A 19,522-nucleotide genomic window follows, 5' to 3' on the forward strand; every position below is an offset into this window, starting at 1 on the left:
GTGTCGCCTGCAGTCCCCGTATCAGGTTCCCATCCCGTGCCAGGATCCAGCGGCTTCCGGGTCAGATGGGATCATGCGGCGCGCGACGCAGCATGTCGAGGCTGGCCAGTACCGCCCCGCCCGTGATCAGCAGACACGCCAGCCCGACCTGCCAGGTCGCCACCGCCTGCCCCGCAGCCACCAGCACCAGCGTGGACAGAAGCGGGGCAAGGTAGGCAGCGGCACCCAGCACGCGCAGGTCGCCACGCTTCGTGGCATGGTCCCAGAGGAAGAACGCGCCCCCCACCGGCCCCAGACCAAGACCCAGGATCGCCAGCCACTCGATACCGACCGGCATGACCGTGGTCTCGAACGACAGATGCAGCACAAGCGCGCCGATGGCGGTAACGCCGCAGAAGCCCCCGACGGCATCCGTCGGCACCTCGGCAAAGCGGCGGTTGAGCACGGAATAGCTCGACCAGATCAGCGCGCAGGCCATTGCCGCCAGATAGCCTGACAGGAATGCCGGATCGAAGCGCAGTCCCTTGCGTGCAACGATCAGCACCGCGCCGGTGAACCCCAGCAGCGCCCCGACGACATGAATGGCCTTCAGGCGCTGCCCCGGCAGCAGGGCCGAGAAGAGCACGATCAGCAGCGGCCAGAGATAGGCGATCAGGCTCGCCTCCACCACCGGTGCATTGCGCAACGCCACGAAATACATGGCGTGATATCCGAACAGCCCGGCAACCCCCAGCAGCCATACCGCCGGTGGGTGCCGCAGCCGTCGCAGCGGGTTCTGTCCGCGTCGGCCCCAGACCATCAGCGCGATCAGAAAGGCTATCGCGAAACTCATCGCCGTCAGTTGCAGCGGCGGCACCGATCCACTGGCAGCCGTCATCAGGGCGAGCAGGGCCCAGGAGAGAACCGCCGCAATTCCGATAAGGGTTGCACGCGTAGTCGCTTGTGGCATCAGTGCACTCTGTGGTTCACAGGAGACGGTGCGGCGACGGTGCCACAGTCGGGAGGATCATGTCTTGGGCGAACTGGTATTCTTCCATACGGCGGACAGCAACGTCGATCTGTTCGAGACTGCCGCGCGGACAGCCGGGCTGCCCGGTGCCCGCCGTCATGTGGTCCGGCCGGCCCTGCTGGAGTCCGCCCGCATCGCCGGCGGTCTGAACGAGACGATTCGCAGCAATGCCGCGAGTCAGATGGTCGAGTCCCTGGAAGGTGCAGACCGCCTGATCTGCACCTGTTCGACCCTCGGTCCGGTGGCGGACACCCTGGCCGGGATGGGGCGTCCCGTCATACGGGTCGACCGGGCGCTGGCGGAGGCGGCGGTTACCCGGGGCCCGCGAATCGCGGCGCTGGTCACGCTGAACTCCACCATCGAACCGACCCGGGATCTGTTTCAGTCGGTCGCCGGAAAGCTGGACCGCCATATCCGCCTGGATCTTATCATCGTCGAGGGTGCGGCCCAGCTTCTGGCGGATGGGGACATCACCGGCTATGCCCGCGCCATTGCCAATGCCGTCGATGCCACCCCCGACGAATATGATGCGATCGCCCTGGCCCAGGCCTCCATGGCACCGGCGGCGCAACTGGCGCAGCGGCCCGTGATGACCAGCCCCGCGACCGCGATGCGTGCCCTGGCTGCGGAACTGGATGCCTGAGCATGACTGTCGTGCTCCGCAGATGCTCGACAGCCCTGTCGCGGCCCAATATTGTCGCGCGCAGATGATCAATTCCTGGGGAGGAGCATGAAGGATGGATCTGGCGTTCTCGCCCGACGAACAGGCCTTTCGCGCTGAAGTCCGCACCTTTCTGGAGGCGGAGCTGCCTGACGATCTGCGCCACAAGGTGCGCCAGCGCCAGGAGCTGGAGCGCGAGGACTATCTGCGTTGGCAGCGGATACTGCATGCCCGCGGATGGATCGCCGGTTCATGGCCGAAGGAGTATGGCGGCTGCGACTGGACCCCGGCACAGCGCCACATCTTCGACGAGGAATGCCATGCCGCCGATGCGCCGCCGCTGCTGCCGTTCGGGCTGCAGATGGTTGGTCCGGTGATCTTCACCTTCGGTCGACCGGACCAGAAGGAATTCTTCCTGCCGCGCCTGCTGTCCGGCGAACACTGGTGGTGCCAGGGCTATTCGGAGCCGGGATCGGGTTCGGACCTCGCCAGCCTGCAGACCGCCGCGGTGCGCGACGGTGATGACTACATCATCAACGGCCAGAAGATCTGGACCTCGCTGGCGCACCATGCCGACTGGATCTTCTGCCTGGTCCGCACCAGGAAGGAAGGCAAGCACCAGGAAGGCATCAGTTTCCTGCTGATCGACATGAAGACACCGGGCATCACGGTGCGCCCGCTGATCCTGATGGATCAGGGCCATCACGTGAACGAGGTCTTCTTCGAGAACGTCCGCGTACCGGTTGCCAACCGCATCGGGGAAGAGAACAGGGGCTGGACCTACGCCAAGTTCCTGCTCGGCAACGAACGCGCCGGCATCGCGGAAGTGGCCTGGAACAAGAAGCTGCTGCAGCGGCTGAAGGAAATGGCCGCAGATACACCCGCCAGTGGCGACAGGCTGCTCGACGATGCGGTATTTTCCCGCAAGGTGGCCGAAACGGAGGTAAAGCTTACCGCGCTGGAGTATTGCAATCTCCGTATCCTCGCCGCTATGCAGGAGGGATCGCCCCCGGGCGGTGAGGCCAGTATGCTGAAGCTGTTGGGTTCGGAGGTGACGCAGGCCATTACCGAATTGACGGTGGAGGCCTTGGGTTACTATGCCGCGCCCTATGAATTGGCAGACCGGACTCCAGGCAGCAACTGGTCTCCGGTGGGGCCGGAGGCGGCTGAGGGTGTCATGGGGCAACACCTGTTCATGCGGGCAATCACCATTGCCGGCGGGTCGAGTGAGGTTCAGAAGAACATCATCGCGAAGATGGTGTTAGGATTGTAGACGGGTGCCGCGCTGGCGGTATTCCGGGATCATGTGGCGGGGAGGATACAGGGCCCGATGGATTTCAACCTTTCGGAAGAGCAGCAACTGCTGAAAGACAGTGTCGACCGGTTCGTTCTGGACGACTACGACTTCGAGAAGCGGCGCAAGACGTCCAACAGTGACGACGGTTTCAGCCGCGACAACTGGAAGACCTTTGCCGAGCTTGGCTGGCTGGCCGTTGGTCTGCCGGAGGAATATGGCGGCTTCGGCGGTCCCGTCGAGACCATGATCGTCATGGAAGCCATCGGACGCGGTCTGGTGACCGAACCCTATCTGCCGACCGTCGTCCTGGGCGCGGGCCTGGTCGCGGAAGCCGGAACCGACGCGCAGAAGGAAGCAATCCTGGGCGCGGTGGCCGAAGGCTCCTGCATGCTGGCTTTCGGCTATGCCGAGCCGACGTCGCGCTTCAATCTCGCCGACGTCTCGACGACGGCCGAGAAGAAGGGGGACGGCTATGTCCTCAACGGCCACAAGTCGGTCGTCTATGGTGCCGCTGCCGCAGACAAGATCATCGTTTCCGCCCGCACCTCCGGTGGCGTGCGTGACAAGGACGGCATCTCGCTGTTCATCATCGACAACAACTGCAAGGGCCTGACCCGTCGTGACTATCCGACAGCGGATGGCCTGCGCGCCTCCGAGGTCGAGATGGAGAATGTCGAGGTCGGTGCCGACGCCCTGCTGGGCACGGAAGGTGCCGCGCTGCCGGTGATCGAGAAGGTCGTCGACCAGGGCATCGCCGCACTCTGTGCCGAGGCTGTCGGCTGCATGGAGATGCTGAAGGACGAGACCAACGAGTACCTGAAGACGCGCAAGCAGTTCGGCGTGCCCATCGGCAAGTTCCAGGTGCTGCAGCACCGCATGGTCGACTGCTTCATCGAGCTGGAGCAGTCCCGTTCCATGACCTACATGGTGACGCTGAAACTGGACGAGGACGAGAAGGAGCGCCGCAAGGCCGCTTCCTCCGCCAAGGCCCAGATCGGCAAGGGCGGCGTCTTCATCGGCGCCCAGTCGGTGCAGATGCACGGCGGCATGGGCATGACGGACGAACTGAAGATCAGCCACTACTACAAGCGGCTGATGCAGATCGACACCATGTTCGGTAACCGCGACTGGCACCTGAAGCAGTTTGCCGCGCTGACGCAGTAAGCCCGGCTTCAGACGTCGAGACAGATCATCCCGGCCAGGCCCCGCCTGCGCCGGGATTTTCTTTGGCGATTGCGCGACCGGGGCGGAGCGCAAAGAATGCGGTCATTCAAGGCCAACGGAATCACGCTCATGAAACGTCCGCTTCTCGCCCTGCTTCTCCTTCTTCCGCTTCTCGCATCCGGGGCGCAGGCCGCATCCCTGCCTGAGGGCGATGCACGTGAACTGGGTTTCAGCCCCGAAGGTCTCGCGGCACTGGACAGTGAATTGCTTGACCGGATCGGGAACGGGGCGTTCCCCGGGGCGGTCGTGCTGATCGCGCGCCACGGCAGGATCGCGCATCTGGGACTGCTGGGCAGCCGCACGCCCGATGGCTCGCCGATGACCGCCGACACGCTGTTCCGCATCTATTCCATGACCAAGCCGGTCGTCTCCGTCGCGGCGCTGGCACTGGTGGAGCGCGGCCTGATCGATCTCGACCAGCCGCTGAGCGACTTCATTCCCGCCTTCGCCGCCACCCGCGTCGCAACAGGTCGCCTGGACGGTGACGGCGAGATCGAGACCGTGCCGGCGGAACGTCCGATCACCATCCGCGACCTGATGCGCCACACCTCCGGCCTGACCTACGGCTTCTTCGGGCAGGGCGTGGTGCGGCAGGCCTATCGGAACGCGGCAGCAGGCGGCGCGGGCCTGTCGAACGTGCAGGCCGCAGCCTATCTCGCCACCCTGCCGCTGGAGCACCCGCCCGGCACGACATGGGAATACAGCCGCGCCACCGACGTGCTCGGCGCGGTGGTGGAGATTGCCTATGGCAAGCCCCTGAGCCAGGCACTCGCGGAACTCGTCCTGCAGCCGTTGCGGATGCAGGACACCGGCTTCGTCGTGACTGATCCGGCCGATCATCCGCGCATTGCCGAACCGAAGCCCCGCGACGGCATCGTCGGCAGCATCAGCCTGTACGATCCGCGCGTGCCCCGTCCGTCCGAGTCAGGCGGTGGCGGGCTGATCTCCACGGTCGGAGACTATGCGCGCTTCGCCCAGATGCTACTGAACGGCGGGGAACTGGACGGTGTCCGTGTCCTGAAGCCCGAGACCGTCGCCCTGATGACCCGCGACCACACCATCTCGGAAGGGCTGAAGCCCGGAAAGTACTACATCCCCGGCCGGGGCTATGGCTTCGGGCTCGGCGTTGCGGTGCGCATCTCCGACCAGGACGCAATCCTGCCCGGAACACTCGGCGACTATTACTGGGGCGGCGCGGGCGGCACCTACTTCTTCGTGGACCCGCAGCAGGACATGTTCGCTGTCTACATGATGCAGTCGCCGCAGAACCGCCGGACCCTGCGCAACGTCATTCGCAAGGGCGTCTATGGTGCCATGAACGCTCGCTAAGTTCCGGTTGCCCGGCGACCGCATCCGCGCGGCCCTGGGGGGCGAGGCCCCGGGTCGCAGGGCGATCCAGGGCTCAGTCCTTGCGGACCATCCGGCCCAGCGGGCGACCGCCGAAGATGTGGACGTGGAAGTGGAACACCACTTGGCCGGCACTGGCGCCATTGTTGGTGGTCAGGCGGAAGCCTTCGCCCGCGACGCCAGCGACCTCTGCAGTTTCACTGACGGAGCGCCAGAAGCCGGTGATTTCCTCCGCCGGGGCCTTCGCCATGAAATCCTCGAAATCGACATAGGCACCCTTCGGGATCACGAGCACATGTACCGGCGTCTGCGGCTGGATATCCTCGAACGCCAGCGCGAACTCGGTCTCGTGCACCTTCTTGCAGGGCAGTTCGCCGCGCAGGATCTTCGCGAAGACGTTGTCGTTGTCATAGCTCATCGGTCTCAGTCCTCCTTGCGGGATGCCTTTTCGGCGATACCGGAAATGCCTTCGCGCCGTGCCAGTTCGGCCATGACCTCACCCGGTTCGATGCCAAGGTGGGACCAGAGCACGGTCAGGTGAAACAGCAGGTCCGCGCTCTCGGAGACGACCTTGTCCCGCCCCTCGCTGACGGCGGCAAGCGCGGTCTCCACCGCTTCCTCACCGACCTTCTGCGCGATCTTCGAAGTGCCCTTCGCGTGCAACCGCGCGACGTAGGATGTCTCCGGGTCGGCTGACTTGCGCTGCTCCGCCAGCGCGTACAGGCGCTGCAGCATGTCCGGACTGTCACTCATGCCGTGGCCTCCTCCGCCAGCAGGCGCACCGGCACACCGGCGGCGGCCATGTGCGCCTTGGTCTCAGGGATCGAAAAGGTGCCGAAATGAAAGATCGAGGCGGCGAGGACGGCCGAGGCATGGCCGTCGCGCACCCCCTCCACCATGTGATCCAGGGTTCCGACACCACCCGAGGCAATGACCGGAATACCGACCGCATCTGCCACCGTGCGAGTCAGGGCAATGTCGAAACCGATCTTGGCGCCGTCACGGTCCATGGAGGTCAGCAGGATCTCGCCCGCACCCAGCCCCTCCATGCGGCGCGCCCATTCGACGGCATCGATGCCTGTCGGCTCCCGCCCGCCATGGGTGAAGATCTCCCAGCGGTCGGGGCCGACCGACTTCGCGTCGATGGCGACTGTGATGCACTGGCTGCCGAACTTGGTCGCCGCCTCCCCCACGAACTCCGGGCGGTGAACGGCGGCGGTATTGATGGAGACCTTGTCGGCACCGGCCAGCAGCAACTGCCGCACGTCGTCGTTGGTGCGCACACCACCGCCGACCGTCAGCGGCATGAAGCAGCGTTCCGCCGTACGCGCCACCACATCGAACAGGATACCGCGCTTCTCGTGGCTGGCGGTGATGTCCAGGAAGCAGAGTTCGTCGGCCCCGGCGGCATCATAGACCGTCGCCTGCTCCACCGGATCGCCTGCATCGCGCAGATCGACGAAGTTGATGCCCTTCACCACGCGCCCGTCCTTCACGTCGAGGCAGGGAATGATGCGTGCCTTCAGCATGGGTCAGGCCCCCGCCACGGACAGCGCTTCCGCAGGGTCGATGCGACCGTCATAGAGTGCGCGGCCAATGATGACCCCTTCGATACCGGCATCGGCCACCGCCTTCAGCCGGTGAATGTCGTCGATGCCCGCAACGCCGCCGGAGGCGATGACCGGCAGACCGGAGACACGCGCCAGCTCCGCCGTTGCCTCGACATTCACACCCTGCAGGGCACCGTCGCGGTCGATGTCGGTATAGACGATGGCGGCCACCCCGGCGTCGGCAAAGGCCAGCGCCAGATCGGTCGCCTTCATCTCCGACTGCTCGGCCCAGCCCTCCACCGCGACCTGCCCGCCACGCGCATCGATGCCCACCACGATCCGCTCCGGGTAGTCCCGGCAGGCAGCGCGGACCGTCTCCGGATCCCGCAGGGCCATGGTGCCGAGAATGACCCGCGCCACCCCGGCAGCCAGCCAGGCGTCGATCGCGGCCCGGTCCCTGATGCCACCACCAAGCTGCACCGGGCGATCCGTGGCGGCCAGCACGGCGCGCACGGCATCGGCATTGCTCGAACGGCCGTCGAAGGCCCCGTTCAGATCCACAAGATGCAGCCGCGTGAAACCGGCATCGCGAAACCGCCGCGCCTGGTCCGCCGGATCGGGATTGAACTCCGTCGAGTCTTCCATGCGCCCCTGCAGCAGCCGCACGCAGCGTCCGTCCTTCAGGTCGATTGCGGGGTAGATATTCATTTCTTCGCTCCCGGCTTGCGCCTGTGCGCCAGTTCCTTGGTGTAGAAATATCCGGTCACATAGTCCTCGCCCACCAGCGCGTAGTTCTCCCGCACGCCCCAGCGGGTGAACCCGCCCTGTTCGTAGATCTGGATCGCCGCGGTCTGTGTCTCGCGCACATCCAGGTCGATCTGCTCGAACCCATCCTTGCGCGCCACATCTTCCGCCATCTGCAGCAGGCCGCGCGCCAGACCCAACCCCCGCGCATGGGGGGCGATGAAGAAGGTCGTGAGGCGCGCGATGTGACCCTGGGCATGATTGTGGCGCGAGGGCCGCAGCAACTGGATCGAGCCGACGATATGCCCGTCCAGCCAGGCCACAAAGACCTCCCGTTCCGGCATCAGCACGACACCCTTCCAGTAGGACTCCATCACCGCGCGGCGCGGCACGGTCAGCCAGCCGAAGCCGTTGCCATCGACGATGGCCGCCTCCGTGGCGTCGCAGAGGTCCTGCAGGTCCACCTCCTCGATGGACTTGAGCTGCTGGATATCCGTTGACGGTTTCCGATCCACGGCCATCACGGGGCCCATTCAAGGAAGTTGCGGATCAGGCGCAGGCCCACTGCCTGGCTCTTTTCCGGGTGAAACTGGGTGCCGATCATGGTGTCCCGCCCGACGGCAGCCACAACAGGACCGCCATAATCGACCTCTGCCAGCCGGTGCGCGGGCTCCACATCCCTGAAGGCATAGGAATGCACGAAATAGGCGTGCGCACCCTCACCCAGTCCGGCAAAGACCGGATGCGGCGTCCGCAGCACCAGTTCGTTCCAGCCCATGTGCGGGATCTTCAGCGCCGGATCGGCCGGCGTGATCCGGTCAACCGTTCCCTCGATCCAGCCAAACCCTTCGTGATGGCCATGCTCCAGTCCCGCGTCCGCCATCAACTGCATGCCGACACAGATACCGAAGAAGGGGCGCGCGCGGGTGATCGCCGCCTCCTCGACCGCTTCCCGCAGGCCGGGGATGGCGCTCAGGCCCGCGCGGCAATCGGCAAAGGCCCCGACCCCCGGCAGCACCACCCGATCCGCCGCCGCGACCCGTTCCGGCGCGCCGGAGACTTCGATGCGGATGTCCGAGCCGAGTTCGCGCGCTGCCCGCTCGAACGACTTCGCAGCCGAATGCAAGTTGCCGGATCCGTAATCGACGATGACCGTCAGCATGGCCGTCGCCGCGCCGCACGCGCCCGCTTCGCCATGCTCACAGGCTGCCGCCCAGCACGCCCTTGGTGGAGGGCACGGCGTCCGACTTGCGCGGATCGATGTCCAGCGCATCGCGCAGCGCCCGCGCCAACCCCTTGAAGCAGCTCTCCGCTATGTGGTGGTTGTTCTCTCCGTACAGGTTCTCTACATGCAGCGTGATGCCACCTGCCTGCGCGAAGGCCTGGAACCATTCCTTGAACAGTTCGGTATCGAAATCCCCCAGCTTCGGTCGCGAGAACCCGACCCGCCAGATCAGGTAGGGCCGGTTCGAGACATCCAGCGCCACACGGGTCAGCGTCTCGTCCATCGGGATCAGTGCCGAGCCATAGCGGGTGATGCCGGCGCGGTCGCCCAGCGCCTCCGCCAGGGCCGTGCCGATGGCGATACCGGTATCCTCCACCGTGTGGTGGAAATCGATGTGGGTGTCGCCCTTTGCCCGGACCGTGAGGTCGATCAGACTGTGCCGGGAAAGCTGTTCCAGCATGTGATCCAGAAAGCCGATACCGGTGTCGATGGTGTAGATGCCGGTGCCGTCGACATTCAGTTCGACGGAAATCTCGGTTTCCTTGGTACGGCGGTCATAGCTGGCCTGGCGCATGGCGCGGTTCCTTGATCAGTCACGGCGGAGACGCGCTCTATAGCAAGTGCGGCGTCACGGTCAAAGCCACAGAGGGCCTCAGAAGCCCACACCACCACTGGGCGTGCGCCGCATCAGCACGCCCTCATCGGCGTTTCGGCTGCGGCATCGGTGATATTCCGGGTCGGATGGCCCGGCATCCGACCAGCCGCAGGACACGCCGCCGATGCGGGTCGGTCCCGTATCGACGATCTCACAGCCACACAACACGCCCACGGTCAGCAGGACGGCGAGCGGACGCAACCAGACACGGATGGCGAGAATCTGTTCCATGGGCGATATGTAGTATGTTTGGCGTTACAGGGGAATCGGTGGTTGCACATGGCACTGTCGATTTCCAGTTCTGTCCGCATCGGTCCAATCAGGCGGTGAGCATCTCCATGACCCTTCCCTTCCAGCATTTCGTCCAGCCGTCCCTGCAGCCGACCGTGGGCGAAAGCGGCCTCGATACCGGCACATACGCACAGTTGCTGGTGGACGCTGCCCCGGCAGTGGCGAGGATTCGGGCCGATCTGGCAGCGGGCGAACTCCCCTGCTTCGGACTGGCGAGTCGGCGCGACGATCTGGAAGCCCTGGTGCCGGTCGCGGACCGGATCCGCGGCAGATACCGCCATTGTGTCGTGCTGGGCACAGGTGGCTCCAGCCTTGGAGCGCAGACCCTGCTGGCGCTGGCCGCGCCGGAGGATCGGGCACGGCTGATCCTGCCCGACAACCTGGACGGACGCGGCTTCGCAGAGTTGCTGGCCGGGCTGGACCCGGAGACGACCTTCTTCCTCTCCGTGTCCAAGTCGGGCGGCACCACCGAGACGCTGGCTCAGACCCTCGTGGTGCTGGACTGGTTGCGCAAACGGCTCAGTCCCGGCGCCATTCCCGGTCACCTGATGGCCATCGCCGAACCCGGCGACAATGCCCTGCGGCGCCTGTGCGAGATCCACGGCGTCGAGGTTCTGGATCATGACCCGAAGGTCGGTGGCCGGTTTTCCGTCCTGTCGCTGGTTGGCCTGCTGCCCGCGATGATCGCCGGGCTGGACGCACATGCCGTCCGCAGCGGCGCGGCGCAACTGTTCGAATCCCTGCTGACGGACGAGGCCGCGCCGCCTGTGGCCGGTGCTGCGGTCGCCGTGGGTCTGGCGCAGCACAGGGGCCGCAGCCAGCAGGTCATCATGCCCTATGCCGGCTCGCTGGAGCGGCTGTCCATGTGGCACCGCCAGCTCTGGGCGGAGAGCCTCGGCAAGGACGGCACAGGCCTGACCCCGGTCGCGGCACTGGGGCCGGTCGACCAGCACAGCCAGTTGCAGCTCTGGCTTGATGGCCCGGCTGACAAGAGTTTCACGGTGCTGACAGTGGCCGAACCCGATCCCGGCCCGACCATCGCGCCCGATCTGGTGACCGATCCGGCCCTGGCCTATCTGTCCGGCCAGAGCCTGGGGGCCATCGTCCAGACACAGGCGCGGGCAACGATGGAGACGCTGGTTGCCACCGGGCATCCCGTGCGCATGATCCGCCTGCCCCGGCTGGACGAGAAGTCGGTGGGCGGCCTGCTGATGCATTTCATGCTGGAGACCGTGATTGCCGCGCACCTGCTGGGTGTCGATCCGTTCGGACAGCCTGCTGTCGAGACCAGCAAGCGGCTGACGCGGGAGTATCTCTCGGTCGCGGCCAGTTGATGTCCACGCTTCGCCGACTGCCGGAGACCACCGTCAACCGCATCGCCGCCGGTGAAGTGATCGAGCGGCCGGCGAGCGCGGTCAAGGAACTGGTGGAGAACAGCCTGGACGCCGGTGCCGGCCGGATCGAGATCGTGCTGCGGGAGGGCGGGCGATCCCTGATCTCCGTCGATGACGACGGCCACGGCATGAGCGCCGATGACCTGAGCCTTGCCATCGAGCGTCATGCGACCTCCAAGCTGCCCGATGACGACCTGATGGACATCCGCCATCTCGGCTTCCGTGGGGAGGCGCTGCCCTCCATCGGGGCCGTGGCGCGCCTGCGCATCGACAGTCGCCGGCAGGATGCCGACACCGGCTGGGCCATTCAGGTGGATGGCGGGCGGCTTTCGGCCCCCGAGCCGTCTTCGCGCGCGCGGGGAACGCGGGTGGAAGTGCGGGACCTGTTCTTTGCCACCCCGGCGCGGCTGAAGTTCCTGAAGACCGACCGGGCCGAATTCGGTGCCACGCTGGACATGATCAAGCGGCTGGCCATGGCGCACCCGGAAGTGGGCTTCACCCTGAAGGACGACCAGCGCACCGCGTTCCAGGCCGGGGCGGAACAGGGCGAACTGCTGGATGCCCGCGCCGCGCGCCTGGCCCGTGTCATGGGCCGGGAGTTCGTCGAGAATGCGCTGCCGGTGGAGGCGGACCGCGACGGTATCCGCCTGACCGGGCTGGCGGGCGTGCCGACCTACAACCGGGGCAACGCCACGCAGCAGTACATGTTCGTCAATGGCCGTCCGGTGCGGGACAAGCTGTTCACCGGCGCGGTGCGCGGTGCCTATCAGGATTTCCTGTCCGGCGGGCGGCACGCCGTGCTGGTGCTGTTCCTGGAGGTCGATCCGGCCTTCGTGGACGTCAATGTCCACCCGGCGAAGGCTGAGGTGCGGTTTCGCGAACCGGGTGTGGTGCGCGGCCTGATCGTCGGCGGCCTGCGCAGCGTGCTGGCGGCGGCGGGGCATCGTGCCTCCACAACTGTCGCCGGGCAGGCCCTCGGCGCCTTCCGCGCCGGCACCCAGCCGGAAACGCCCCGGTTCAGCATGCCGCTGCGCGGCGGTGGTGGCGGCAGCTACATGCCCCGTCAGGACAGCGCTGCCGCGCGCGAAGCCTTCGCGGCCTGGCAAAGCCCGGAGGGCGGATTGTCAGGCGTGGCTGAATCGGCAGTACGCGAATTCATCGACCCCTCGGGCCGCGTCGAGACGCAGGCAGCGGATGCCCCGGCCCCGTCAGCGGATTTCCCGCTGGGGGTTGCACGTGGGCAGGTCCACGGTACCTACATCGTCGCCCAGACCATGGATGGCATCGTGCTGGTGGACCAGCATGCGGCGCATGAGCGCCTGGTCTATGAACGGATGAAACGGCAACTGGACGAGAACGGTGTCGCCCGGCAGGGCCTGCTGCTGCCCGAAGTGGTCGAGATGGAAGAGACGGATGCCGACCGCATCGCCGCCCGGGCGGATGAACTGGCGTCCCTCGGCCTCATTCTGGAACGGTTCGGACCCGGCGCCATTGTCGTGCGCGAGACGCCAGCCCTGCTGGGTCAGTGCGACATTCGCGGCCTGCTGAACGATCTGGCCGACGAGCTGGCAGAGTTCGATCAGGCTACGGGCCTGAAGGACCGGCTGCAGGATGTCTGCTCCACCATGGCCTGCCACGGCTCCGTCCGCGCGGGACGCCGCCTGAACGCCGAGGAAATGAACGCCCTGCTGCGCGAGATGGAACGCACCCCGCACTCCGGCCAGTGCAACCACGGCCGCCCGACCTACGTCGAACTGCACCTGAACGACATCGAACGGCTGTTCGGACGGCGGTAGGGAAGCAGCGCCGAAGTCACCGCTGGCTCGTCTCCCTCGCCGGGTTGAGCCAGGGCGTGCGGTCGTCCGGGGTCAGCATGGAACCGCCGAGGATATCGTCGGCCATCTTCTCGCCCACCATGATCGACGGGCCGTTGAGGTTGCCGTTGGTGATCTGGGGGAAGATGGAGCTGTCGACCACGCGCAGGGCATCGACGCCGATCACGCGTCCCTGTGGGTCCACCACGCTGCGGCTGTCCTCCGGGTCGCCCATGCGACAGGTGCCGCAGGGATGGTAGGCACTCTCCACCGCCTCCCGAATGAAATCGTCCAGCGCGGCATCATCCTGAACATCCGCCCCCGGCGCGATCTCCGGCCCGGCGAAAGGTTCGAAGGCGGGCTGGGCGAAGATCTCCCGCGTCAGGCGGATGCAGGTGCGGAAATCGGCCCAGTCCTTGTCCGTGGACATGTAGTTGAACAGGATCGACGGATCGGCCTTCGCATCCGCCGAGGTCAGTTGCACCCGCCCGCGCGACGGCGACCGCATCGGCCCGACATGCGCCTGAAACCCGTGCGCCTTGGCCGGGGCCTTGCCGTCATAGCGGATGGCGACCGGCAGGAAATGGTACTGGATATCCGGGTAAGGCACCCCGGCGGCGGAGCGGATGAAGGCTGCGGCCTCGAAGTGGTTGGTCGCCCCATGCCCGGTCTTCGTGAACAGCCATTGCGCCCCGATCATCGCCTTCGAGAACAGGTTGAGGTGGCTGTAGAGGCTGATCGGCTGCAGGCAGGTCATCTGCAGATAGAGTTCCAGGTGATCCTGCAGGTTCTGCCCGACACCGGGGCGGTCGGCACGCACGTCGATTCCGTGTTCGCGCAGGTGCTCCGCCGGGCCGATGCCGGACAGCATCAGCAGCTTCGGGGAGTTGATGGAGGACGCGGACAGGATCACTTCCCGCGTCGCGGAGAGCACCTTCTGCTGCCCGCCCTGTTCGAACACCACACCGGTCGCCTTCGCCCCGTCGAAGGCCACCCGCAGCGCCAGCCCGCGCACCAGCCGTACGTTGGGCCGCTTCAGCGCCGGGCGCAGGTAGGCATTGGCCGCCGACCAGCGTCGCCCGCGCCAGACCGTCATCTCCATGGGGCCGAAGCCTTCCTGCTGCTCCCCGTTGTAGTCGGCGGTGACCGGATAGCCGGCCTGACGCCCGGCCTCCCGGAAGGCGGTGAACAGCGGGTTCTTCTGTGGCCCGCGCGTCACATGCAGCGGGCCATCGGTGCCGCGCCAATCCGCCTGACCGCCGTGATTGCTCTCCATGCGCATGAAGTACGGCAGCACGTCGCGGTAGGCCCAGCCGCGCGCGCCGGACTGTGCCCAGCCCTCGTAGTCCAGCGCATGTCCCCGGACATAGACCATGCCGTTGATCGAAGAGGAGCCGCCGATCACCTTGCCGCGCGGGCAGGCCAGTTGCCGCCCGCCCAGATGCGGCTCCGGCTCCGACTGATAGCCCCAGTCATAGCGGGACATGTTCATCGGGTAGGACAGCGCCGCCGGCATCTGGATCAGTGGCCCGGCATCGGTGCCGCCATGTTCCAGCACGATGACGGAGTGGCGCCCGTTCTCGCTCAGCCGATATGCCAGTGCCGCGCCTGCGCTGCCCGCGCCGACGATGACATAGTCTGCCCTGGCGAATTCCGGAATGTCGGTCACGGCGGGGTTCTCCTGCTGCTGCACCGCTGCTCGGGGATTTCTGCACCTGTGCCATCCATCCGGCAACCCCGGACAGTGAACCATGCGGATTGTGATCATGGTCAGTTTCGGCGCATGTCACCCTTTAGTTCAGCTTTGCCATGCCAGCGCCCTTGGCCCACACTGCTGTCCGGGGTGTGTCAAAGTCGCAAGGGGGTCCGTCCATGGCCGAGTTTCGCAAGATCAGGAAATTGCTGGTTGCCAACCGTTCCGAGATCGCGATCCGCGTCATGCGGGCCGCGAACGAACTTGGTATCCGTACCGTCGCGGTCTACACGGAAGAGGACAAGCTGGCGCTGCACCGCTTCAAGGCGGACGAGAGCTACCTGATCGGTGAGGGCCTCGGCCCCGTGAAGGCCTATCTGGCGATCGAGGAGATGATCCGCATCGCGAAGAAGGCCGGTTGCGACGCCGTGCATCCCGGATATGGCTTCCTGTCGGAGAACCCGGACTTCGCGGAGGCCTGTGCCGCCAACGACATCACCTTCATCGGCCCCTCCCCCGCCGTGATGCGCGGTCTGGGCAACAAGGTCGCCGCCCGGGACGCCGCAATTGCCGCGGGAACACCCGTCGTGCCCGCCACCGGTCCGCTGCCGGAGGATGCCGCCGAGATCACCCGCATGGCGGCCGAAGTGGGCTACCCGCTGATGCTGAAGGCCAGTTGGGGCGGCGGCGGACGCGGCATGCGTGCCATCGAGACGGAGGCGGACCTGATCGGGGAGGTCACATCCGGTCGCCGCGAGGCGGAAGCCGCCTTCGGCAATGGGGAAGTCTATCTGGAGAAGCTGGTGCGCCGCGCCCGCCATGTGGAGGTCCAGTTGCTGGGCGACCATCATGGCACCGTAGTGCATCTGTTCGAACGGGACTGCTCCGTACAGCGGCGCAACCAGAAGGTCGTTGAACGCGCCCCCGCGCCCTATCTGGACGACGCCCAGCGCAACGAGCTCTGCGAAGCAGCGCTGCGTCTGGCCCGCGCCGAAGGCTATGTCAACGCAGGCACCGCCGAGTTCCTGATGGATCGCGACACCGGCGAGTTCTATTTCATCGAGGTCAATCCCCGCATCCAGGTCGAGCATACGGTGACGGAGGAAGTCACCGGCATCGACATCGTGCAGGCCCAGATCCGCATCGCCGAAGGCGGCCGCATCGGCCATCCGGAGGAGACCGGCGTCCCGGCCCAGGAAGACATCAGGCTGCGGGGCCATGCCCTGCAGTGCCGTGTCACGACGGAGGATCCGGAGGCCAACTTCATTCCCGACTATGGCCGCATCACTGCCTATCGCGGCGCCACCGGCTTCGGCATCCGGCTGGACGGCGGCACGGCCTATTCCGGCGCAGTGATCACCCGTTACTATGACTCGCTGCTGGAGAAGGTCACCGCCTGGGCGGCGACGCCGGAGGCGGCGATCCGCCGTCTCGACCGCGCACTGAGGGAGTTCCGCATCCGGGGCGTGGCGACCAACCTCGCCTTCGTCGAGAACCTGATCAACCACCCGAAATTCATCGCCAACGACTACACCACCAAGTTCATCGACGAGACGCCGGAACTGTTCGAGTTCGCCGCCCGCAAGGACCGCGCGACCAAGTTGCTGGGCTTCATCGCCGACGTCACCGTCAATGGCAATCCGGAGGTCAAGGGCCGCGCCCTGCCCCCCGTGGCACCCAAGCCGAAGGTGCCGGAATGGCAGGTGGAAACGCCGCCGAAGGGTACCCGCGACCTGCTGAACGAACTGGGGCCGGAGAAGTTCGCCGACTGGATGCTGGCGGAGAAGCGCCTGCTGGTCACCGACACGACCATGCGCGACGCGCACCAGTCGCTGCTGGCCACCCGGATGCGCAGTTTCGACATGGTGCAGGTGGCGGACGCCTATGCCCGCAACCTGTCCGATCTGTTCTCCATCGAGTGCTGGGGCGGCGCGACCTTCGACGTGTCGATGCGGTTCCTGCGCGAATGCCCCTGGACGCGGCTGTCGGACCTGCGGGCGCGCATCCCGAACGTGCTGTTCCAGATGCTGCTGCGCGGCGCCAACGGGGTCGGCTACACGGTCTATCCGGACAATGTGGTGCAGGGTTTCGTGCGCCAGGCGGCGGAAAGCGGTGTCGATGTCTTCCGCGTCTTCGACAGCCTGAACTGGGTCGAGAACATGCGCGTCGCCATTGACGCGGTGAATGAGTCCGGCCGGCTCTGCGAGGCCGTGGTCTGCTACACGGGCGATATCTTCGACCCCGACCGCGCCCGCTATGACCTGGACTATTACGTCAGGATGGCGCGGGAACTGAAGGCTGCCGGCACCCATATCCTGGGCATCAAGGACATGGCCGGGCTGCTGAAACCGGCGCAGGCACGGGTTCTGGTGAAGGCCCTGAAGGAAGAGACTGGCCTGCCGATCCACTTCCACACCCATGACACTTCCGGCATCGCCTCCTCCAGCATCCTGGCGGCGGCGGAGGCCGGGGTGGATGCCGCCGACATGGCCATGGACTCCTTCTCCGGTCTGACCAGCCAGCCCAACCTCGGCTCCATCGTCGAGGCGCTGCGCCATACGGAGCGGGAGACGGGGCTGCAGAATGCCACCATCCGCGCCTTCTCCGACTACTGGGAGGCGGTGCGGCGCGAGTACCGGGCCTTCGAGAGTGATCTGCGCTTCGGTGCATCGGAGGTCTATCTGCACGAGATGCCCGGCGGCCAGTTCACCAACCTGAAGGAACAGGCCCGGTCGCTGGGGCTGGAGGAACGCTGGCATGAGGTGGCACGCACCTATGCCGACGTGAACCTGATGTTCGGCGACATCGTGAAGGTGACGCCGTCGTCAAAGGTGGTGGGCGACATGGCCCTGTCCATGGTCTCCGCCGGGCACACCCGCGCCGATGTGGAGAACCCGGACAAGCCGATCTCCTTCCCCGACTCGGTCGTCTCCTTCTTCCATGGCGACCTGGGCCAGCCGCCGAACGGCTTTCCCGCCGCGTTGCAGGCCAAGGTCCTGGGCGGCGAGAAGCCGCTGACCGACCGCCCCGGCAAGTCGGTTCCGCCCGCCGATTTCGCCGCCCTGCACCAGCAGGCGGAGACTGATGCGGGACGCGAGATCACGGCGGAAGAATTCCAGTCCTGGCTGATGTATCCGAAGGTCTTTGCCGACTTCGCTGCCTTCCAGGCCGAGTTCGGCCCCGTTGATCGCCTGCCCACCCCGGTCTTCTTCTACGGCCTGGAACCCGGCGAGGAAGTCTCGGTGGAGATCGAGGCCGGCAAGACACTGGTGATCCGCTGCCTGGCCGTCGGGGAAGCCGATGAGGAAGGCATTGCCCGCGTCTTCTTCGAACTGAACGGCCAGCCCCGCCGCATCAAGGTCCGCGACCGTCACGCCGCCGCCACCGCCGTCTCTCACCCGAAGGCGGAACCCGGGAATGCCAATCACGTCGCGGCCCCCATGCCCGGCATGGTCGCCACCGTTGCCGTGGAGACCGGGCAGAAGGTGCAGGCCGGTGACCTGTTGCTCACCATCGAGGCCATGAAGATGGAGACCGCCATCCGCGCCGAACGCGACGGCGAGATCAAGACCGTCACCGCAGGCGCAGGCACGCAGGTGGACGCCAAGGACCTGCTGGTCGAGTTTGCGTGATCAGTTGAGATCCACTCTGGTTCACCCGACGTAAACAGGAGACGATTGGTTAACATCGCAATCAGAAGGGGGACTGAGATCAGCGATTTCCTGATGCGCGTGGCCGCGGTTGCCACGGTCGCGGTCGGCGCGCTCGCTGCGTCGGCGGTGCAGGCGGCGGATGTGTCCGTACAGTGGTTCGGACAGGCCGCGTTCAAGATCGTGTCTCCGGGCGGCAAGGTGATCATGATCGATCCCTTCATTACCCGGAACCCGAAGACACCGGACGACATGAAGGACCTGGCAGCCATTGGCCCGGTTGACCTGATCCTCGTCACCCACGGCCATGGCGACCACGTGGGAGACACCTTCAAGCTGGCGGAGATGACCGGCGCGCTGGTGGCGATGAACGCCGACATGGGATCGACCTACAACAGCATCGGCGCGATGGATCCGAAGAAGCTGATCCGCTTCAACAAGTCCGGCCCGATCCGCCCCATCGGCGATGGCATCACCATCACCATGACCCATGCCGAACATTCCTCGTCCGTCAGCTGGAAGGACCCGATTTCCGGCAAGACGCAGGTTCTGCCGGGCGGCGAGCCGTCGGGCTACATCGTGCGGCTGGAAAACGGCTACAGGATCTATCACGCGGGTGACACCGGCGTGTTCGGCGACATGGCCTTCATCGGCAAGTACTACAAGCCGGACCTGGCCCTGCTGCCCATCGGCGGTCACTTCACCATGGGCCCGCAGCATGCCGCCTACGCCATCAAGGAACTGCTGCGCACGCCGAACGTGGTGCCGATGCATTATGGCACCTTCCCGCCACTGAAGGGCACGCCGGAGAAGCTCATTGAGGTGCTGGGCAATGCGCCCACCAACGTGATCGTCATGCAACCGGGCGAAACCCGCAAGTTCTGACCACATCAAGGCAGGGCTGAACTACGAAGGGCGGCACCCGAACGGTGCCGCCCTCTTCATTCAATGCGAAATCAGTCGAGCAC

Annotated in this window: 18 protein-coding genes; 8 read left to right on the top strand and 10 right to left on the bottom strand. The window is 66.0% G+C overall.

Going from position 1 to position 19,522, the window contains the following annotated elements; translation table 11 throughout:
- Window positions 1-61: 61 nt before the first annotated feature.
- The gene (locus QGV55_RS13030) at window positions 62-949 is read right to left on the bottom strand and encodes an EamA family transporter (protein ID WP_281016356.1); all 888 of its coding nucleotides are present in this window, start codon (window positions 947-949) and stop codon (window positions 62-64) included.
- A gap of 64 nt (window positions 950-1,013) precedes the next feature.
- Here QGV55_RS13030 and QGV55_RS13035 point away from each other — a divergent pair, with 64 nt between their 5' ends.
- The 4 genes from QGV55_RS13035 (at window position 1,014) to QGV55_RS13050 (ending at window position 5,520) form a co-directional block, all read left to right on the top strand.
- Complete coding sequence (locus QGV55_RS13035; protein WP_281016355.1) at window positions 1,014-1,652, top strand: hypothetical protein; 639 nt, start codon at window positions 1,014-1,016, stop codon at window positions 1,650-1,652.
- A gap of 94 nt (window positions 1,653-1,746) precedes the next feature.
- Window positions 1,747-2,943, top strand: coding sequence for an acyl-CoA dehydrogenase family protein (locus QGV55_RS13040; protein ID WP_281016354.1), 1,197 nt, complete (start codon window positions 1,747-1,749; stop codon window positions 2,941-2,943).
- A 57-nt stretch (window positions 2,944-3,000) separates the two neighbouring features.
- The gene (locus tag QGV55_RS13045; RefSeq protein ID WP_281016353.1) at window positions 3,001-4,131 is read left to right on the top strand and encodes an acyl-CoA dehydrogenase; all 1,131 of its coding nucleotides are present in this window, start codon (window positions 3,001-3,003) and stop codon (window positions 4,129-4,131) included.
- A 129-nt stretch (window positions 4,132-4,260) separates the two neighbouring features.
- Window positions 4,261-5,520, top strand: coding sequence for a serine hydrolase domain-containing protein (locus QGV55_RS13050; RefSeq protein WP_281016352.1), 1,260 nt, complete (start codon window positions 4,261-4,263; stop codon window positions 5,518-5,520).
- A 73-nt stretch (window positions 5,521-5,593) separates the two neighbouring features.
- Here the strand turns inward: QGV55_RS13050 and QGV55_RS13055 are convergent, their stop codons facing one another.
- The 8 genes from QGV55_RS13055 to QGV55_RS13090 all read right to left on the bottom strand — a co-directional run bounded on the left by QGV55_RS13055 (window position 5,594) and on the right by QGV55_RS13090 (window position 9,943).
- Entirely contained in the window at window positions 5,594-5,956 is a 363-nt protein-coding gene (locus tag QGV55_RS13055; protein WP_281016351.1) for an HIT domain-containing protein, read from the bottom strand.
- Window positions 5,957-5,961: 5 nt separating this feature from the next.
- Entirely contained in the window at window positions 5,962-6,291 is a 330-nt protein-coding gene (locus QGV55_RS13060) for a phosphoribosyl-ATP diphosphatase (RefSeq protein ID WP_281016350.1), read from the bottom strand.
- Window positions 6,288-7,067 carry an imidazole glycerol phosphate synthase subunit HisF gene (gene hisF, locus QGV55_RS13065; RefSeq protein WP_281016349.1) on the bottom strand — a complete coding sequence of 260 codons (780 nt, stop codon included), beginning with the start codon at window positions 7,065-7,067 and terminating at the stop codon, window positions 6,288-6,290. Before hisF ends, QGV55_RS13060 begins: the two co-directional genes overlap by 4 nt.
- A gap of 3 nt (window positions 7,068-7,070) precedes the next feature.
- Window positions 7,071-7,796 (bottom strand): 1-(5-phosphoribosyl)-5-[(5-phosphoribosylamino)methylideneamino]imidazole-4-carboxamide isomerase, encoded by a 726-nt coding sequence (hisA, locus tag QGV55_RS13070; protein WP_281016348.1) that lies wholly within the window; start codon window positions 7,794-7,796, stop codon window positions 7,071-7,073.
- Entirely contained in the window at window positions 7,793-8,353 is a 561-nt protein-coding gene (locus tag QGV55_RS13075; protein WP_281016347.1) for a GNAT family N-acetyltransferase, read from the bottom strand. The genes hisA and QGV55_RS13075 overlap by 4 nt, the downstream gene beginning before the upstream one ends.
- Complete coding sequence (hisH, locus tag QGV55_RS13080) at window positions 8,353-8,994, bottom strand: imidazole glycerol phosphate synthase subunit HisH (RefSeq protein ID WP_281016346.1); 642 nt, start codon at window positions 8,992-8,994, stop codon at window positions 8,353-8,355. Before hisH ends, QGV55_RS13075 begins: the two co-directional genes overlap by 1 nt.
- 37 nt (window positions 8,995-9,031) lie before the next feature.
- Window positions 9,032-9,631, bottom strand: coding sequence for an imidazoleglycerol-phosphate dehydratase HisB (gene hisB / locus QGV55_RS13085; protein ID WP_281016345.1), 600 nt, complete (start codon window positions 9,629-9,631; stop codon window positions 9,032-9,034).
- Between the two features lie 78 nt (window positions 9,632-9,709).
- Window positions 9,710-9,943, bottom strand: a complete 234-nt coding sequence (locus QGV55_RS13090) for a hypothetical protein (RefSeq protein WP_281016344.1) — start codon at window positions 9,941-9,943, stop codon at window positions 9,710-9,712.
- A gap of 107 nt (window positions 9,944-10,050) precedes the next feature.
- Between QGV55_RS13090 and QGV55_RS13095 the strand changes: the two genes are divergently transcribed.
- Together QGV55_RS13095 and mutL are read left to right on the top strand one after the other, a co-directional pair.
- The gene (locus QGV55_RS13095; protein WP_281016343.1) at window positions 10,051-11,337 is read left to right on the top strand and encodes a hypothetical protein; all 1,287 of its coding nucleotides are present in this window, start codon (window positions 10,051-10,053) and stop codon (window positions 11,335-11,337) included.
- On the top strand, window positions 11,337-13,193 hold the full coding sequence (mutL, locus tag QGV55_RS13100) for a DNA mismatch repair endonuclease MutL (protein WP_281016342.1): 1,857 nt from the start codon (window positions 11,337-11,339) through the stop codon (window positions 13,191-13,193). The genes QGV55_RS13095 and mutL overlap by 1 nt, the downstream gene beginning before the upstream one ends.
- Before the next feature lie 16 nt (window positions 13,194-13,209).
- On the opposite strand, the gene betA is transcribed toward mutL, so the two are convergent.
- Window positions 13,210-14,880 (bottom strand): choline dehydrogenase, encoded by a 1,671-nt coding sequence (betA, locus tag QGV55_RS13105; RefSeq protein WP_281016341.1) that lies wholly within the window; start codon window positions 14,878-14,880, stop codon window positions 13,210-13,212.
- A gap of 203 nt (window positions 14,881-15,083) precedes the next feature.
- Between betA and pyc the strand changes: the two genes are divergently transcribed.
- Together pyc and QGV55_RS13115 are read left to right on the top strand one after the other, a co-directional pair.
- The gene (gene pyc / locus QGV55_RS13110; RefSeq protein ID WP_281016340.1) at window positions 15,084-18,536 is read left to right on the top strand and encodes a pyruvate carboxylase; all 3,453 of its coding nucleotides are present in this window, start codon (window positions 15,084-15,086) and stop codon (window positions 18,534-18,536) included.
- A gap of 93 nt (window positions 18,537-18,629) precedes the next feature.
- Window positions 18,630-19,439 carry a metal-dependent hydrolase gene (locus QGV55_RS13115; RefSeq protein ID WP_281016339.1) on the top strand — a complete coding sequence of 270 codons (810 nt, stop codon included), beginning with the start codon at window positions 18,630-18,632 and terminating at the stop codon, window positions 19,437-19,439.
- Window positions 19,440-19,522 lie beyond the last annotated feature (83 nt).

It is taken from the genome of Minwuia sp. IMCC3009 (assembly GCF_029909415.1).
In the GTDB taxonomy this organism is placed as follows: domain Bacteria; phylum Pseudomonadota; class Alphaproteobacteria; order Minwuiales; family Minwuiaceae; genus Minwuia.

What these genes read in the sequence shown, in the direction of transcription:
- QGV55_RS13030 (WP_281016356.1), bottom strand. Translation starts at nt 949, where the DNA reads ATGCCACAAGCGACTACGCGTGCAACCCTTATCGGAATTGCGGCGGTT.
- QGV55_RS13040 (WP_281016354.1), top strand. Translation starts at nt 1,747, where the DNA reads ATGGATCTGGCGTTCTCGCCCGACGAACAGGCCTTTCGCGCTGAAGTC.
- QGV55_RS13045 (WP_281016353.1), top strand. Translation starts at nt 3,001, where the DNA reads ATGGATTTCAACCTTTCGGAAGAGCAGCAACTGCTGAAAGACAGTGTC.
- QGV55_RS13050 (WP_281016352.1), top strand. Translation starts at nt 4,261, where the DNA reads ATGAAACGTCCGCTTCTCGCCCTGCTTCTCCTTCTTCCGCTTCTCGCA.
- QGV55_RS13055 (WP_281016351.1), bottom strand. Translation starts at nt 5,956, where the DNA reads ATGAGCTATGACAACGACAACGTCTTCGCGAAGATCCTGCGCGGCGAA.
- QGV55_RS13060 (WP_281016350.1), bottom strand. Translation starts at nt 6,291, where the DNA reads ATGAGTGACAGTCCGGACATGCTGCAGCGCCTGTACGCGCTGGCGGAG.
- hisF (WP_281016349.1), bottom strand. Translation starts at nt 7,067, where the DNA reads ATGCTGAAGGCACGCATCATTCCCTGCCTCGACGTGAAGGACGGGCGC.
- hisA (WP_281016348.1), bottom strand. Translation starts at nt 7,796, where the DNA reads ATGAATATCTACCCCGCAATCGACCTGAAGGACGGACGCTGCGTGCGG.
- QGV55_RS13075 (WP_281016347.1), bottom strand. Translation starts at nt 8,353, where the DNA reads ATGGCCGTGGATCGGAAACCGTCAACGGATATCCAGCAGCTCAAGTCC.
- hisH (WP_281016346.1), bottom strand. Translation starts at nt 8,994, where the DNA reads ATGCTGACGGTCATCGTCGATTACGGATCCGGCAACTTGCATTCGGCT.
- hisB (WP_281016345.1), bottom strand. Translation starts at nt 9,631, where the DNA reads ATGCGCCAGGCCAGCTATGACCGCCGTACCAAGGAAACCGAGATTTCC.
- QGV55_RS13090 (WP_281016344.1), bottom strand. Translation starts at nt 9,943, where the DNA reads ATGGAACAGATTCTCGCCATCCGTGTCTGGTTGCGTCCGCTCGCCGTC.
- QGV55_RS13095 (WP_281016343.1), top strand. Translation starts at nt 10,051, where the DNA reads ATGACCCTTCCCTTCCAGCATTTCGTCCAGCCGTCCCTGCAGCCGACC.
- mutL (WP_281016342.1), top strand. Translation starts at nt 11,337, where the DNA reads ATGTCCACGCTTCGCCGACTGCCGGAGACCACCGTCAACCGCATCGCC.
- pyc (WP_281016340.1), top strand. Translation starts at nt 15,084, where the DNA reads ATGGCCGAGTTTCGCAAGATCAGGAAATTGCTGGTTGCCAACCGTTCC.
- QGV55_RS13115 (WP_281016339.1), top strand. Translation starts at nt 18,630, where the DNA reads ATGCGCGTGGCCGCGGTTGCCACGGTCGCGGTCGGCGCGCTCGCTGCG.